Annotated in this window: 14 protein-coding genes, 1 tRNA gene, 2 pseudogenes and 1 other annotated feature; of the genes and pseudogenes, 4 read left to right on the top strand and 13 right to left on the bottom strand. The window is 50.4% G+C overall.

Annotated elements, in window-relative coordinates; translation table 11 throughout:
- Positions 1–495: a lincosamide nucleotidyltransferase Lnu(C) gene (gene lnu(C), locus BED41_RS14200; RefSeq protein WP_066747753.1), complete on the top strand. Its 495-nt coding sequence runs from the start codon at positions 1–3 to the stop codon at positions 493–495.
- Between the two features lie 333 nt (positions 496–828).
- On the opposite strand, the gene BED41_RS14195 is transcribed toward lnu(C), so the two are convergent.
- The 4 genes and pseudogenes from BED41_RS14195 to BED41_RS14185 all read right to left on the bottom strand — a co-directional run bounded on the left by BED41_RS14195 (position 829) and on the right by BED41_RS14185 (position 2,425).
- A complete protein-coding gene (locus BED41_RS14195) occupies positions 829–1,401 on the bottom strand; it encodes a hypothetical protein (protein ID WP_066747751.1) in 573 nt (190 codons plus the stop codon).
- 176 nt (positions 1,402–1,577) lie between these two features.
- Positions 1,578–1,865 (bottom strand): annotated as a pseudogene (locus BED41_RS16235) (BRO-N domain-containing protein); the annotation flags it as partial.
- A gap of 12 nt (positions 1,866–1,877) precedes the next feature.
- Positions 1,878–2,171, bottom strand: a complete 294-nt coding sequence (locus BED41_RS14190; RefSeq protein WP_268217929.1) for a Rha family transcriptional regulator — start codon at positions 2,169–2,171, stop codon at positions 1,878–1,880.
- Positions 2,172–2,224: 53 nt separating this feature from the next.
- Complete coding sequence (locus tag BED41_RS14185) at positions 2,225–2,425, bottom strand: IS3 family transposase (protein WP_066747741.1); 201 nt, start codon at positions 2,423–2,425, stop codon at positions 2,225–2,227.
- Between the two features lie 411 nt (positions 2,426–2,836).
- On the opposite strand from BED41_RS14185, the gene BED41_RS14175 reads away from it, so the two are divergent.
- Positions 2,837–3,307: an OmpH family outer membrane protein gene (locus tag BED41_RS14175; protein ID WP_066747735.1), complete on the top strand. Its 471-nt coding sequence runs from the start codon at positions 2,837–2,839 to the stop codon at positions 3,305–3,307.
- A gap of 331 nt (positions 3,308–3,638) precedes the next feature.
- The gene (locus BED41_RS14170; protein WP_168160281.1) at positions 3,639–6,662 is read left to right on the top strand and encodes a YadA-like family protein; all 3,024 of its coding nucleotides are present in this window, start codon (positions 3,639–3,641) and stop codon (positions 6,660–6,662) included.
- 163 nt (positions 6,663–6,825) lie between these two features.
- Here BED41_RS14170 and BED41_RS14165 read toward each other — a convergent pair whose 3' ends face one another.
- From BED41_RS14165 to BED41_RS14140, 7 genes and pseudogenes are all read right to left on the bottom strand, one after another.
- On the bottom strand, positions 6,826–7,338 hold the full coding sequence (locus BED41_RS14165; protein ID WP_229712322.1) for an integrase core domain-containing protein: 513 nt from the start codon (positions 7,336–7,338) through the stop codon (positions 6,826–6,828).
- Positions 7,339–7,611: 273 nt separating this feature from the next.
- Entirely contained in the window at positions 7,612–7,977 is a 366-nt protein-coding gene (locus BED41_RS14160) for a helix-turn-helix domain-containing protein (protein WP_066742226.1), read from the bottom strand.
- A 222-nt stretch (positions 7,978–8,199) separates the two neighbouring features.
- Positions 8,200–8,532 (bottom strand): Rha family transcriptional regulator, encoded by a 333-nt coding sequence (locus BED41_RS14155; protein WP_168160280.1) that lies wholly within the window; start codon positions 8,530–8,532, stop codon positions 8,200–8,202.
- A 128-nt stretch (positions 8,533–8,660) separates the two neighbouring features.
- Complete coding sequence (locus BED41_RS14150; RefSeq protein WP_168160279.1) at positions 8,661–10,286, bottom strand: tyrosine-type recombinase/integrase; 1,626 nt, start codon at positions 10,284–10,286, stop codon at positions 8,661–8,663.
- Positions 10,287–10,313: 27 nt separating this feature from the next.
- Positions 10,314–10,529: pseudogene (locus BED41_RS16980) on the bottom strand (DUF6538 domain-containing protein); the annotation flags it as partial.
- A 112-nt stretch (positions 10,530–10,641) separates the two neighbouring features.
- Positions 10,642–10,717: transfer RNA gene (locus BED41_RS14145), tRNA-Thr, on the bottom strand.
- 98 nt (positions 10,718–10,815) lie between these two features.
- Positions 10,816–12,450 carry a class I adenylate-forming enzyme family protein gene (locus BED41_RS14140; protein WP_066747721.1) on the bottom strand — a complete coding sequence of 545 codons (1,635 nt, stop codon included), beginning with the start codon at positions 12,448–12,450 and terminating at the stop codon, positions 10,816–10,818.
- Between the two features lie 77 nt (positions 12,451–12,527).
- Positions 12,528–12,822 (bottom strand) — a binding site (T-box leader).
- A gap of 182 nt (positions 12,823–13,004) precedes the next feature.
- Between BED41_RS14140 and BED41_RS14135 the strand changes: the two genes are divergently transcribed.
- Positions 13,005–14,408 (top strand): right-handed parallel beta-helix repeat-containing protein, encoded by a 1,404-nt coding sequence (locus tag BED41_RS14135; protein ID WP_066747716.1) that lies wholly within the window; start codon positions 13,005–13,007, stop codon positions 14,406–14,408.
- A 96-nt stretch (positions 14,409–14,504) separates the two neighbouring features.
- Here the strand turns inward: BED41_RS14135 and BED41_RS14130 are convergent, their stop codons facing one another.
- Together BED41_RS14130 and BED41_RS14125 are read right to left on the bottom strand one after the other, a co-directional pair.
- Positions 14,505–14,960, bottom strand: coding sequence for an ACT domain-containing protein (locus BED41_RS14130; protein ID WP_084002490.1), 456 nt, complete (start codon positions 14,958–14,960; stop codon positions 14,505–14,507).
- A gap of 124 nt (positions 14,961–15,084) precedes the next feature.
- A complete protein-coding gene (locus BED41_RS14125; RefSeq protein ID WP_066749339.1) occupies positions 15,085–16,392 on the bottom strand; it encodes a phenylacetate--CoA ligase family protein in 1,308 nt (435 codons plus the stop codon).
- Between the last annotated feature and the right edge of the window lie 106 nt (positions 16,393–16,498).

Genomic DNA, 16,498 nt, shown 5'->3' with positions numbered 1-16,498 from the left:
ATGGTCAATATAACAGATGTAAAACAGATTCTTCAATTTGCAATAGATGCGGAGATTAAAGTCTTTCTTGATGGTGGCTGGGGTGTAGATGCTCTTCTTGGATATCAGTCAAGAGCCCATAATGATATTGACATTTTTGTAGAAAAGAACGATTATCAGAACTTTATAGAAATAATGAAAGCTAATGGCTTTTATGAGATTAAGATGGAATATACAACATTGAACCATACTGTATGGGAAGATTTGAAAAACAGAATTATTGATTTGCATTGTTTTGAATATACGGACGAAGGTGAAATTCTTTATGATGGGGATTGTTTTCCGGTAGAAACTTTTTCGGGTAAAGGAAGAATTGAGGAAATAGAGGTTTCCTGTATTGAACCATATAGTCAAGTAATGTTCCATCTGGGATACGAGTTTGATGAAAATGATGCACATGATGTGAAGTTATTGTGTGAGACACTTCGTATCGAAATTCCAAATGAGTATAGATAACTGCAAATAACAGTTTGTAGGGGAGTTCTGATACTCCCCTATAAAAATGGCTATTTATCAACTGTTTGTTGTGACATAGCCTTAATAAAATATAGAGACTCTATACAGAAATATAGGGTCTCTATATTACCAATAATGAGTAGCATAATAAACTATATGTACGGCACGGTGTACAGGCTATGCCCTATACTTCGCCGCTTTGCCCATCCTGCCGCCTCCGTTCTTTTCTGGTCTGTATTGCTGCCCTCCTTTCGTGTCGAAGTTTTACAGCACCGCATAGCACGGCTTAAGCGCCGCATGGTGCGGCTTTTATAATCAACCTGTTGTGCGTCGTTAGGCTGATATCTTTGCCAATATTGCCCGCGCCTCCTGCTTTTCCTCTTCCGTCGCCGGACAATGTTTATCCGTGTCGTCATCTTCACCGAAAAACTTCATCGCTATTTTGGTTGACTTTGCCGCCATCTCTCCATACATACAGGCAAGAAGCCGGAACCTGATTATTACCTCTTCCGTGTCGGGGTCGTCTTCCGCAAAGTCCAGTTCTTCGATAAAAGCCGCCGTATCCTCCGCGATATTTGCGGCCTGTTCCAGAAGTTTGATGTGGGAGTTGACGCAAGCCTCCGTCTGTCGCAGCTTTTCCCCCGTTACTGTCACGTACATAGCTCGGACAACGCGGACGGTGATGCAATAGTAAAGGTGTTCTATGTTCCGTACCGCCTGCATCCTGATTGCTTTCAAGTGGCTTAACGCACCGTTTGCTATCGCGCTGACGTGTGTCTCATCCTTGTACTGGTACGACACCTTAAACGCCGTGTTCTCCGGCTGGTATAAAAGGCCGTGTTTCATCCCTAATATTGCCCTGTTGAGCGCCTTTGCTTCCGCGACTGAAAGTTCTTTCCTCGTCATGTTGTATTGCTCCCTTCGTTAGTTTTATATATAGCGCCGCATGGTGCGACTTATAGCGTCGTATATACTTAATACTTGCATGTCGTAAAACTACCTTACTGTGTGTAGTATATTCCCCCGTAGAGGCCACTAGAGCCACGAGAAGGCCTATAACTTTGTTTGTAGATATAAGTTTATCATCCAGACAAAAGATGAGGCTTATATAGCGTTCTAGCGTGTCTGTCGTGTTTGCGTATGGCCGGGATTACTTCATGGGTTATCCAGCGTTTGAAAGCCTTGGCCTCCGGCTTGCGGGAGCGGAGGATGAGGGAGTAGAGGCCGGGTTCGTTGATGAGCCAAACACAACGTTGCTGACCTGATACAAGTAATGCTTGTGTTAGCTTTTCATCGTCGTCTAACGTTGCTACTGACATGCTCACGTCTGAAAGTCCCAACGCGTCGCAAACATCCTTAGCCACCCACCACGGGTCGCCGTTTTATAAATCGGGCAACACATAAGTTTCGCGTGGCGCGGCTTCTATTACTATTCCGAGTTCTGTCGTGTTCATTGTCAGGACGGAGAAGCCGAGGCGAGTCATGAGGTATTCGGGCTGCTCCTTGTTCTGTGAGTTAATGTAGAAGGACTCCTCAAAATTGAGGAGTCCAAAACTTTCATCCACAATAAGTTCTTTTATGTCACGTGGAACATTGTCGTGGCGTTTCTCAAACACCTCTGCGACTTTCCTGCTGGATACTACGGGGCTGGCTTTACCTTTCTTTGCACTAGTCAACAAAAACTGGATAGTTGACTTGCTTAACTCTGTACAGTAAGGGGTGTATCTCGTTACGTCCTACTCCTAAAACTGCCGTTTCCGCCATACGCCTCCTTATATTGTTTCGGCGTCATGTATCTCAAAGCATAGGCCGGACGCTCTTTATTGAAGAATTTTATGTATTCTTCTATCTCCCGCTCTATGTTTTCTTTGCCTGTTACATGAAAGTCTGTAAACAGCTCCGCTTTCAGCCAGCCGTTTATCGCTTCCATCGCCGCTTAGTCCAAATATTTGTCCGCAGGCCCGGACGAATGAAAAAGTTCGTAAATTTGTGGCTGCGCGATGTTGCAAAATTATCATGTTTTGATACAATGTTAGAAAGTTACACTTAATCAAAAAAGAAAGTATAGGAGGGGAAAGAAAATATGATTACAAGTAGCTTCAAAAAGTTTGTATTAATCACATCTTTCCTCCTCCCCCCCCCCCGAGTTTATTCTAGATTAAGAAATGAACTTAAATTAGCTTATTCTGCATTGAGACCGTTGCGCGTAAACGCTGTAGTTTTTGCGTGCTTCGTCATGATGCAGTACCTTCAGTATTTTGACGACGGGTAGCGCTGCGGCTGCATATAAGTAGGCCGGCGTAGCCTGTCGTCAATTTTTTAAAAAAGGAGAAGGTAAATAATGCGTTTTATAAAAACAGCCTTAATGTTGCTGTTACTGTTGGTGTTGTGTGCTCTCGCCGACGCCGTTCCGGCGTGCGCCGAGGTCGCGGTGGTCAACGTGGCGGAAGTCATAGATTCGAGCGCGCCGGGCAAAGCGGGGCAGAAATACGTCAACAATCTGAAGAACGCGCTCGAAGGCGAACTGAAGCGTTTCAGCGAGAAAAACGCGAAGGCGAAGGACGGGCAGCAGAAGATAGCTCGCAAGCAGACGGAACTGAACGGAGAATACCAGCGCGAATACAACCGTGTCAGAGCGCTCGTCATTACCGCTCTGAGGAACTCCGTGCAGGACTGGCTGAAATCGAACAAGAAGGGCGTGACGGCGGTGATCCCAGTGAATACAGCGCTCGGATACGCGAAAGAGTCGGATATCAGTAAGGAGATACTGCTCCGTCTTAACGCGGTGAAGATCGACTTTACTAAAAAGTAAGCGACTTCGGCGCGACACCACCTGGGAAAGAGGAAGTGCGGGTATACAGCGTCACAGGCTGTTTGTATACTTCGTAGCTCTGTAGTTCCTCACTGTCGAGGGGTTGTTTTTCTCACTTATTTGAACAGGTGTAGAGGAAGGGGGTAAGAATCGGTTGGAACATAAAGTCACACGTAATACTTAGTAGAGCTGCAGCAGACACAGGCAGAAGAACAAATCGGAAAGAGAGGTACAGAAAACATTGAAGTTGTTCAGGAATAGGTCTTATGTGAGGTATTCGACATATGCACTGATTGCGGCGTTTATGGTTTCCATGTTGCCAGCAGGTGCGATGGCCGACATAACAGCGGGGGGTTCATCTCTCGGGACGGGAGACGTCGAAATAACCGGCACTACTACAGTCACCGGAACATTAGACGCTTCGGGGGCTACTGAAGTAAGGCTGGGAACCACGGTGGCTACGGAACTGTTGGTCGGGGCAGGCTCCGGCGGCGACATCAACGTCGGGGAAGGGCTGAATAAATTAGGCGACGTGCTCGGCGCGGACTACAAAAACCCGGAATTTAACAGCCTCAAAGTAACCGGAGAGACGACGCTGGGAGCGACGACGGCCGACTCGCTGACCATCGGCGGAACCGACATCGGCGCCACTGTCGCCACAAACACTGGCGACATCGCTACGCTCAGAACGGATACCGATACTCTCAGAACAGACGTCGGTACACTCAGAACCGATGTCGACAACAACGCGGCAAACATCACCGCGAACACGGCGCAGATAGCCACAAACACTGGCGACATCGCTACGCTCAGAACGGATACCGATACTCTCAGAACAGACGTCAACAACAATACGGCAGAAATCGGCAAGATAGGCACCGTGCTCGGCGCGGACTACAAAAACCCGGAATTTAACAGCCTCAAAGTAGCCGGAGACACGACGCTTGACGGCGCACTCACGGCGAACGCCGGCGCTACGGTCACAGGCGGCCTCACTGCGGACGCAGCTGATGTAATCGGCGACGCGACGGTCGGCGGCACGCTTTACGTAGCCGGAGACACGACGCTTGACGGCGCACTCACGGCGAACGCCGGCGCTACGGTCACAGGCGGCCTCACTGCGGACACAGCTGATGTAACCGGCGACGCGACGGTCGGCGGCAATCTTGACGTAACCGGCGACCTCTCCGCTGCAAACGGTACGTTCGGGACGAAGGTTGAAGTCGGAATGGCGGGCAACAACACCGTGATAGAAAACGGAACGGTGACGGCCACCGGTCTCGGCAAGTTCGGCTCTCTCGAAGCAGGCAGTGCTGAATTTAGCGGGCTTAAAGTCAACGGAGCCACCGAACTTAACGGCGCGCTTGGCGTTAACGGCAATGTCCACGCGACCGGCAACATCAGCACTGACGGCAACATCAGCGCGGTCAACGGCACGTTCACCGGCGACGTAAGCGCGAAGGACGGTACGTTCACGGGCACAATGACGGCACAGGATGCTGTGATAAACAACAACCTGAACGTCGGGAATGACGCGACCATCGACGGCACACTCAGCGCCGGCGCCGGCAACGTCGTTGCGGATAGCAGCGGGCTCACGGTTGGAAACAAGGTAACAGTCGGAGCCCCCGGTTCGCAGACGACGATTGAAAACGGCAACATCACGACCGATGGTAACCTCGGAATAGGCGGTACGCTCGACGTAGCCGGCGATGCGAACTTTGCAAGCAACGCCACGGTAGAGAAAGACCTTACGGTCAACGGCAACACCGACCTCAATGGTACGCTCGACGTAGCCGGCGATGCGAACTTTGCAAGCAACGCCACGGTAGAGAAAGACCTTACGGTCAACGGGAACACCGACCTCAACGGTACGCTCGACGTAGCCGGCGATGCGAACTTTGCAAGCAACGCCACGGTAGAGAAAGACCTTACGGTCAACGGCAACACCGACCTCAATGGTACGCTTGACGTAGCCGGCGATGCGAACTTTGCAAGCAACGCCACGGTAGAAAAAGACCTTACGGTCAACGGCAACACCGACCTCAATGGTACGCTCGACGTAGCCGGCGATGCGAACTTTGCAAGCAACGCCACGGTAGAAAAAGACCTTACGGTCAACGGCAACACCGACCTCAATGGTACGCTCGACGTAGCCGGCGATGCGAACTTTGCAAGCAACGCCACGGTAGAAAAAGACCTTACGGTCAACGGGAACACCGACCTCAACGGTACGCTCGACGTAGCCGGCGATGCGAACTTTGCAAGCAACGCCACGGTAGAGAAAGACCTTACGGTCAACGGGAACACCGACCTCAACGGTACGCTCGACGTAGCCGGCGATGCGAACTTTGCAAGCAACGCCACAGTAGAGAAAGACCTTACGGTCAACGGCAACACCGACCTCAATGGTACGCTCGACGTAGCCGGCGATGCGAACTTTGCAAGCAACGCCACGGTAGAAAAAGACCTTACGGTCAACGGCAACACCGACCTCAATGGTACGCTCGACGTAGCCGGCGATGCGAACTTTGCAAGCAACGCCACGGTAGAGAAAGACCTTACGGTCAACGGGAACACCGACCTCAACGGTACGCTCGACGTAGCCGGCGATGCGAACTTTGCAAGCAACGCCACAGTAGAGAAAGACCTTACGGTCAAAGGCGACGCTACCGTCGATGGTATGCTCTATGCTAAGGAAGGCGGAGTTTTCTCCAACAACGCGTCTGACTTCGCTGCAGGCACCGGCACGGCAATCAATGGCGTCGGCATGGATATCTATGAGAACGGCACCTTAGCCGCGTACTACGGAAGATACGGCATGAAGGTCGGTGGACTGACCTATGACGGAAGCAGCAACAGGCTCGATATGGGCGGCGGGACGATTACCGGCCTCGCGGACGGCGGTGTTTACAGGGGAAGCAGCGACGCTGTGACGGGCAACCAGCTCTGGCAGGCCTATCGTCGCATGGACGACCTGCAGGAGAGCATTAACATCGTCGGAGCGCATGCCGCGGCTCTCTCCGGTCTTGCTCCTGTTCCCTATAACCCCTATCAGCCGACGACGCTCTCCGCGGCCTTCGGCACCTACCGCGACGAGTACGCGGTGGCGGTTGGAGTTTACCACTACGTACGCGACAACGTTATGTTCAATCTTGGCGCTTCCCTCTGCTCCGACGGAGACATGATGGGACGTGCGGGCATCAGCTTCGCGGTCGGTAAGAAGGATAAGAACAAGCCGGCTCTTGCGCAGAACATGAACGACGTTCAGAAACAGCTTATGGAAGTGCAGTACGCGCTGCAGGAACTTAAGGACGAGAACGAGGCCCTTAAGAAACAGCTTCCCAAGCAGTAACAGACCGTTTATCGGAGTGTCCGATATCGGGGTGCGCAGGCCAGAGGGGATACTTTCCCTCTGGCCTTTTTTTGTACTCTGTTTTTCTCCATACTTTGGTTGCACTAGTCAACAAAAACTGGACAGTTGACTTGCTTAACTCTGTATAGTAGGGTGCATCTCGTTACGTCCTACTCCTAAAACTGCCGTTTCCGCCATACGCCTCCTTATACTGTTTCGGCGTCATGTATCCCAAAGCATAGGCCGGACGCTCTTCATTGAAGAATTTTATGTATTCCTCTATCTCCCGCTCTATGTTTTCTTTGCCTGTTACATGAAAGTCTGTAAACAGCTCCGCTTTCAGCCAGCCGTTTATCGCTTCCATCGCCGCATTGTCCGTAGGAGTTCCGCTCCTGGACATGGAGTGGGCTATATGGTTCAGTTCCAATATGTCGTTGTATTTCTTGGAGGCGTGTACCGCGCCCTGGTCTGTGTGCAGTATCGTCTGCCATTCCGTTTTTTTATCTTTATTCATTATCAGTCCTTCCAGCCCGTCTATGTATGTCATTCTGTCTCCGCGCCTTGAAGACAACGCGTGGCTTACTATTTCGTTGTTCCATAGGTCCATATACAGTCTCAGCTCATAGTACGTACCTTTGAAGCAGAATGCAGTCATATCGCTCGCTATGTACTGCATCGGTGAGTATACCGGCAGCCCTGCAGCATTTATAGGCGTACGGATCTGAATGGACTATTCCGGTGTCAAGGCGTATCTTCGCGTTAAGCCATCTGTATCCGTGCGACGGATATCTTTTATGATATTCCATAAAGAGTATTACGCTTCTAGCAAAATCCCTCGCTCTTTTGGACGGTTCAAACAGGCTGCGTTTCCAGTTATAGAAGCTGCTTCTGGGAATCCCCGTCACACGGCACAGGATGACTACAGGAAAATACTCGGATAGTTCCAGAATTACTTGGTATTCGAGCTGTCTAAAAGGATATATTCCTTTACCGGACCATCTCCTTTCACCTCGTAGCCTTTTTTTAATCTTGCTTCCGCTACTTTCGCTTTAATCAACTCAACAATGAGTTCTTTTTTTGTCATGGACTCATAATCTGATAGGTCAGGCTGTCTTTCGGAAGGCTTGTAAACATAACTGTCCGAACCGTTTCCGGAAGACTTGGGCGGCAGACTGTTGGAATCACGATACATCCGCATATAGTCCCTAGCCGTGTCGTCGCTGATGCCGTAGGCTTCGGCAGCCTCGTAACGTGTCATTATCCCCTCATAAACTTTTCGTCCGATTTCAAGACGCTCTTCTTTCGTGTATCGCATTACAGGCCTCCTGTGCATATAAACATGGCTCTTGTGCCACAAGATATTATTGTCATGTATAAAAGACAATTATATCTTGTCTCATTTTTACCCCCCTATATGTACAGGATTAGTTTAGCAGTGCAGTTAACCCTCCGTTTGTCTTAGATATATTCTACGACTTCTTCGTGGTTTACACAGAATCGGGGATAATCTCTTCCAGAGACTCAGGGGTTTTCTTTGTTAATTATCCAATGTTCCAACACTATTTATATTATAATCCCTCTGACGGACTCTTAAGCGAAGGGGCTTAAACTGTGGAAGTTCTCCCTTCGTGTCGGTAAAGCCCATCGTCAGGACGGAGAAGCCAAGGCGGGTCATGAGGTATTCGGGGCGTTCCTGATTCTGAGCGTCTTTGTAGGACCCGCATACAAAATTGTAGGCGGCAAATTCTGCGGCACAACCGAGCTCTCTTATGTCGCGCATAACAATCTTGTGTTCTTTCTCAAACACCTCTGCAACCTTCCTACTTGATACTACGGGGCGGTTGTCTTCCTCCCTGACCTTCCCCCACATAGCCATGTAGAAAAGAGACAGGGAGGTCTATTCTTTAAATAGCCTCCATTCAAGGCAGGTAGTTTTATACCTCCGCATTAAAGTTAGCCCCTCTGTGTTGATTCTGGGAGGGGATTTAAACCATACTGTTAACGGCTATAGCGGTTATTCTTTAGTTTCGACAAATCAAGGCCGTCGTACTTTATTTTTTCAATAACGTCATGGAAGAGAATCGCAATCCCGTATCTTTCCTCATAGATACCGGTAACGCCCCTGTCCTCCGTATGTCCGACTATCTCATGTACCTGTGACAATGGAAGTGAAAGCTGTTTTGCCGTATCTATGAATGTCGCTCTGAAAGAATGGAAGTCCAGTTTCTTTTCCTCTTTCTTTGTCTTTGTCGCTACAGATGTTATGCCGACTTCCTTCTTGAATACATCATTGAACCATCTGGACGCTTTCGGATAAAGTTTTTTATCGGCACGCCTGTTTCTTAATTCAGGGAATAACAGTGTCTCTCCCTTTGCCTTTTGACCTTCCGCATATTTTATAAATCCCAGCGCGATAAGTTCAGGGTGTATTGGTATTGCTCTATATCCAGCCGCCGTCTTGATTCCTTTTCCCTCTGCATTATCCTTTATGTCGATATACCAGATTCCCTCTTTGCTCTGTAAGATTCCGTCCTGTGGGTTTATCTGGCATAGTTCGTCAAGTCTCGCACCTGTAAAGATTCCCAGCAATGGAAGCCAAAATTGAAAGTCATATCTGAAAGAATCGCTGACATAACTCTTATGGTGGAACATCCTATTGAGTTCCTCTATTGTGTATCGGTTTCTCTTCTCGTTTGCATTTACAAGCGGCTTCTCTTTATCTGGCGCAATGACTTTTATAATCTGAGGGTTGAAACAATAGCCCTCTTTTTCCAGCCATTTAAAAAATGTGACAATAAACGCCAAACTTTTACAAGAGGCCCTTTCAGTCCTTATCTGTACCGTAGGGTCGTTCTCAGCAAGCGCTATCAACTGGCTGGCGTTTAGGTGTACCCGTTCTTTAGTGCGTCGTTCTTTTGGCATTTTGTAGTACCTCGCTCTAAAGGTACGTACACTTGCAACGCTTATATCTTTCAGGGGGATGTTTCCCAACATGGAAGTAAAATCAGTCAACGCTCTTCTTGCTTCCGTCTGTGTGCCAGCCGCTAAATCTTTGAATCTTTTTGTCTCGTAGTATTTATTGACGGCCTCTAAAATTGTCACGTCACTATCATCTTGAATATCCTGTAATGGCAAGGCTTTAGCGCATGTATAGCTGGATATATTTGTACCAGACGAGGGGAAAATATCCTTCATTAGTTTCTTTTCGACGGCGTAATCTCCGTTCTCCCGCGCCTTGCCTATCTCCAAATAGTCAACATAGCGTTTGGCTATCTCTCTTGTGAGAGCAATCAACTCTTCTCCCTTGATATCTAATGCGTGGGTCGTAATAAAGTCGTCAACCGTTTTCTTTATCCCATATACGCCGGAATATTCGCCAGTATTTGTGTCGTACACAAACGGTTTAAAGTCGTTAGTTTTAAGCGCCTCTTTTATATCGCTCTGCACCATTGAGGCCATCGAATCAAAGTCGTAGCTATTACTTTCATAATTAAAGTCTTTATCTACATGCCAAAAAGCATGGTCAACTAATCCTTTTATCCTTTTCAGTTCATCATCTTTAAGTATTTCGACAAGCCATTTATCAGCCATAGCTTCAATATTCCTGAAAGTTGCTTCGTCCATCTTGAACCCGTCCTCTCTAATCAATGTAAAAATATCCCACAGTACATTGTGCATTATTGCCGCTTTCCTTGCGGCTTTCCTTTTATCTGACGTATGCAATGATAAACGATATTCTTTTTTGGAGAAACAGGGGACAATATCTTGGGGGATACACTGCCTAAAGTGGTAGATAGCGCCCTTAAGAAGAATGTTAGAACATGAGTATTTGTTGACACGCGGTTTCCTAACGGTTGATAAAAACATTAGCTGACTTCTCCCTTTTTGTACCTGTTATTTGTACCAATGGGAAAAGTCAGCTAATTTGACCTTAAAGTATATAGGAAAAGCCTTGATGTGACTGGCTTTTTTAGCTTAATGGAGCCGGCGAGAGGATTCGAACCCCCGACCTGCTGATTACAAGTCAGCTGCTCTACCAACTGAGCTACACCGGCATAGGCATATCCGTAAATATGTCGGAGAGTATTATACCTTATCTGTCCTTTTTGTCAAACAGAGGCATGAGCACCGCTTATGCAGAAAGCCGGGTGGCTCAGCTGTTTGTCTGCATCGCGACGAGGTTCTCCGCGCGGTACATCTGGCGCAGCTTCGGCTTTTCGATCTTGCCCGTCGGGTTGCGGGGGATCTCGGCGAAGATTATGCGGCGCGGGCGCTTGTAGCGCGGCAGGTCGAGACAGAACTTTTCGATCTCCTCCTCGGTGCAGGTGAAACCCTCTTTGAGCTCGATGATCGCCGCCGCGATCTCGCCGAGCCTCTGGTCCGGCAGGCCGATCACCGCCGCGTCCTTTATCGAGGGATGGGCGCGGAGGAAGTCCTCCACCTGAACGGGGTAGATATTCTCGCCGCCGCTGATGATGACGTCCTTTTTGCGGTCCACAAGGTAGATGAAGCCCTGTTCGTCCTGGCGCGCCATGTCCCCCGTCGCCAGCCAGCCGTCGTGCAGCACCTCGGCGGTGGCCTTTGGGTCGTTGTAGTAGCAGGTCATTACGCCGGGCCCCTTCACGGCCAGCTCGCCGACGCCGCCGTTGGTGACGGGGCGCCCCTCGTCGTCGACGATCTTCACCTTCCATCCGTAGCCCGGAACGCCGATCGCCCCGACCTTGTCTATATTGCCCACGCCGAGGTGGACGCAGCCCGGCCCGATAGATTCCGACAGGCCGTAGTTCGTATCGTATCTATGTTTCGGGAACACGCGGCGCCACCGGTTGATGAGGCTCGGCGGCACCGGCTGCGCGCCGATGTGCATGAGCCGCCACTGCGAGAGCTCGTAGTCCTCCAGACGGACCTTTCCCGCGTCGATCGCGTCAAGGATATCCTGTACCCACGGCACGAGCAGCCAGACGATGGTGCACTTTTCGTCCGAGACGGTTTTGATGATCGATATGGGGTCCGTGCCCTTGAGCAGAATGCCTTTGCTGCCGGATATGAGGCTGCCGAACCAGTGCATCTTTGCCCCCGTGTGGTAGAGCGGCGGGATACAGAGGAAGACGTCGTCGTGTCTCTGCCCGTGGTGGCTCTGCTCGACCTTCGCGGCGTGCATGAGGCTCTCGTGGTTGTGCAGTATCGCCTTGGGGAAGCCGGTCGTTCCCGAGGAGAAGTATATCGCCGCGTCGTCCTCGTCGGAGAGCAGTATGCGCGGCGCGTAGCTCGAAAGGTTCGCCGTCAGATGCAGATAATTTTCCGCGAAACGCGGGCAGCTGTCGCCGATGTAGAATATCAGCTTCACGCGGGGGATCTGCTCGCAGATATCCTCCACTCGGCCGATGAACTCCGGGCCGAAGAAGAGCGCGTCGACGTCGGCGAGCTCGAGGCAGTATTTTATCTCCTCCGCCGTGTAGCGGAAGTTGAGGGGGACGGCAAGGGCCCCCGTCTTTAAAATACCGAAATAAAGCGGCAGCCACTCAAGGCTGTTCATCATGAGGATGGCGACCTTGTCGCCCTTTTTGATGCCGCGCGAAAGAAGCAGATTCGCGCAGCGGTTCGCCTTTTCGTCAAAGACGCTCCAGGTGATCTCGCGGCGGTAGCTCTCCGTGGGGCTGGATTCGATCAGCTCGTATTCCTTCCACGTGACGCGGCGCAGCTCCTTGACTTCGGGGTTTATCTCCACGAGCGCCGTCTCGTGGCAGAACTCTTTGGCGTTTCTTTCGAGCAGGTCTGTGATCGGCATTTTTGTCTCTTCCTCCTTAAACTGTGCGTAACCTTTTTCGGAGGGTGGGCATATAAAAATCCCCGTCCTCCTGTTATCCAGAGGACGGGGAATAATCACCCGTGGTACCACCTCAGTTTGACGTCCTCTCACGAAAGACGTCCTCGTCGGGTACTGTACGAAAAGCGCTTTACAAACGTAGTATACCCTGTCCGCGATTACGGGCGGACCCGTCGCAGCCTACTTGGGAAGATCATCAGAGATAAGAGGGACTCCCTTTTGGTGCGCTGCTCTTGGAATGTATTTCAGTTCGCCCGTCCACCGCCTCGCACCACCCGGCGGCTCTCTGTAAGACAGCCGGCAGACCTACTTCTTTCCAGTCATCGCATTTGCCGTTATTGCATTATGAGATATTCTTGCGCAGAGTTCGAATTATGTCAAGCTCTCCTTTCTATTTATTGGAACAAAACGGGCTATAAAAAAATTAAATTGACTAAAAATAGACAACAGGTATCTATGAAATATAATGAATGCTATGAAACATAGTTGCATAAAATAGAATAGGGGGAATATCTTTGAAGCGAATCACCGGAAGGTTTTTTGTACTGTTGCTTTGTGCTCTTTTGTTTACCGGCAGCGCCGAGGCGGGAAATTTCAGCGAATTGCAGGGCGCAATAAATGGAACCAACGAAGGCGCGACTTTGACGTTATCGGATGATTACACATATGATGTCTTAAATGGTGAGACAGGAATAACAGTAGAGGGAATAATTATCGACAAGCCGATAACTATTGATGGAGCTAACCACGTAGTTGACGCTATGGGTATGGCGCGTATCTTTAAAGTTACGGGAACGAATGTTGTATTTAAGAACCTTACGATAACAAAGGGCGGATACGCGGCTGCCGATTCTAAAAAAGGCACCGTCAGTGGCGGCGGAGTTTATGTCGGGCGTAACCTGGTAGTCGCTTTTGATAATGTGAAGATTACAAAGTGCGGCACCGAGAAGGGGGTGCATACGAAGGATGGAGGCGCCGCTCTTTTTATCGACGCCAAAGCTAAGGTGACGTTCAAGAATTGTGAAATATCCGAAAACACGGGAAAAGACAGAGCTGGCGGGATATATTTGATAGGTAACGCCGTACTTGAGAATACAAAAATAATTAATAATATTTGTGGATCTCGCGGCGGTGGCATTTACGTTGACCCCGGATTTGTATCCCCGGAACGTGGAGGGGAGTGGGGCGGCAACATAAAGATGATAAACTGCACGGTATCTGGCAATAAAGGCGGACGTGGTGGTGGAGTCTACGTAAATCCAGAGAACGATACGTTGAATGTATTCAAAGGTTGTACAATTGCCTCAAATGATGTATCCGATAATGGTATAGGCAACGGCGGCGGTATCCTCTTTTATAATGCTCACGGAAAAATGGAAAACTGCGTAATATCGAACAACAAGGCCAAGAACGGTGGTGGCGTTATCCTTGATGTTTTAAGCGAACTTGAGCTTGTTAAATGTGAAATAATAAATAACGTAGCAACAGTCGCGGGAGCCGGACTGTATTCACACGATGGCTCGCATAATGATGATACAATGAAGCCCGTTGGTACTGCGACATTTACAGAATGTACGATTAAGGGGAATAAACTAGCTGACGTAACCCGTCAAGATATAAGTGTGCACTATTCGAGCAACACCGATAAATTGGAAAAAGATAAAAATGGCAATATTCTTGGTTGGACCGCACGATATGACGGTGATTTTAACAGTGTCGGGAATAATACGATTGGCGTGGTTGACAAAGTTCGTCCGATAGGTGTATCTAAAGCGGTGCCGATCAAACTTCTTGCTTCAGATAAAGTCGAGGTAATCGAAGAAAACTCCGGCGGTTCCTCCGGCGGCTGTAATGCCGCGGCCTTCCCGCTTCTGCTGCTGGTGTTCGGCGGAGCGGCGATATTTTTCAGAAAGAGGTAGTTACCGGCAATAAACGCAAGATTCTCGATACCGTCCCAAAACACAGGGGGCCGCCAATAGACGGTCCCCTGTGTTTGTTTATGCGGATGTGAAAAGTTACAGGTCGTAAATATCTTCCTGGGCCACGATGCCGATGCCGTTATCCGCGAGAAGTTCTATCGCCTTGTCAATGCTCTTGTCCGCGACGCGGAAGACCATATATGCTCCCTGATCCTTGCGTGTCGTGAAGGCATAGGTGTATTCAAGGTTGACGTTACCCTCTTTGAGTATGTCGAGAATATGGTAAAGCGCGCCCGGCTCGTCGGATACCTCAACGGCGAGCACCGGCGTCACCGCCGAAATGCTGCCCGCATCGGAGAGCACCTTCTGCGCCTTATCGGGGTCGCTGACGATCGTACGGAGCACGCCGAAGTCGGCGGCCTCGGCGAGCGAGAGCGCCCGCATATCAATGCCGTTTGCGCGCAGGAGCTCCACGAACTCCGCCAGTTTCCCCGGCTTGTTTTCTACAAAGACGGAAATCTGTTTGACTGTCATGGTCTTTTCCCCCTTCATTGTATAATTCCTCCTTTTATTATAATCAATTTTTCTTTATATCCCTATGGATAATTTATGATTGTTTTCAGCGCCGCGTTTTTTATGGTTTGCCGCGGCTGACTGCGGCGTGGTTCCCTGCCTATTAGTAGAGCTTACGCTTGTCGATAATGCGCACCGCCTTGCCCTCGCTGCGCGGGATGCTCTTCGGTTCGACGAGATGGACCCTCGCGTAAATTCCAAGGAAGCCCTTCAAGGCGTTGACGAGCGTCTTTTCGCGCGTTGATATCTCGCCGAGGGTGTCGCTGAACGTCTCCTGGTTCATCTCAACGTTGATGTCGAGGGTGTCGCTGTTGTTGACGCGGTCGACGATGAGCTGGTAGTTCGGTGAATATCCGTTGTCGATAAGCACCGTCTCTATCTGCGAGGGGAAGACGTTGACGCCCTTGATGATGAGCATGTCGTCGCTGCGCCCCATCGGCTTCGCCATGCGGACGTGGGTGCGGCCGCAGGAGCATTTCTCGTGGGAGAGCACGCAGATGTCGCGGGTGCGGTAGCGGATCATCGGGAAGGCCTCTTTATTGACGGAGGTGAAGACGAGCTCGCCCTTTTCGCCGTCCGGCAGAACTTCGCCGGTATTGGGATTGATGATCTCGGCGATGAACTGGTCCTCGCAGATGTGCATGCCGCGCTGCTCGCAGCATTCATAGCTGACGCCGGGGCCCTCGAGCTCCGTGAGGCCGTAGATGTCGTATGCCTTGATCCCGAGCTTCTTCTCGATGTCATGGCGCATCTCTTCGCTCCAGGCCTCCGCGCCGAATATCCCCGCCTTGAGCTTTATCGTATCCTGCAGCCCCTTTTCGACGACCGTCTCGCCCAGATAGGCGGCGTATGAGGGGGTGCAGCAGAGTATCGTCGAGCCTAAGTCCTGCATGAACTGTATCTGACGGTCGGTGGAGCCGGATGACATCGGCAGCGTGAGGGAGCCTAGCTTATGCGAGCCGCCGTTGAGTCCCGCCCCGCCGGTGAAGAGGCCGTAGCCGTACGAGACGTGCACGACGTCGTCCTTGGTGCCGCCGGCCGCGACGATCGCGCGCGCGCAGCCGTCGTCCCAGGCATCGATGTCATGCTGCGTGTAGAAGGCGATGACGCGCTTGCCGGTGGTGCCGCTCGTGGACTGGATACGGACGCATTCGGAGAGGGGTTTGCAGAGCAGCCCGTAGGGATAGGCCTCGCGCAGGTCGTCCTTGCTGATGAAGGGAAGCTTGTGCAGGTCGTCGACGCCCTTGATATCCTCCGGCTTCACGCCGTGTTCGTCCATCTTCTTACGGTAGTAGGGCGAGTTTTCATAGGCGTGCCGGACGGTCTTTACAAGTCCTTCGCTCTGCCATTCTCTGATCTGTTCACGTGACGCGCATTCGATTTCGGGCTGGTAATAATTCTGTTTCTCCATTTTTCTCATTTCCTTTCTCGGGTCTCTCCCAAATGTTTTTTAAAAATTTATGCTGTCGCCGGGCAGCAAAAAAGCAGGGCCGCAATGTGCGGGCCCTGCTTCAACG

Source organism: Cloacibacillus porcorum, from assembly GCF_001701045.1.
Classification (GTDB): Bacteria; Synergistota; Synergistia; order Synergistales; family Synergistaceae; genus Cloacibacillus; species Cloacibacillus porcorum.
Note: the sequence above shows the minus strand (reverse complement) of the source record. Positions and strands in the feature narration are given on the sequence as shown.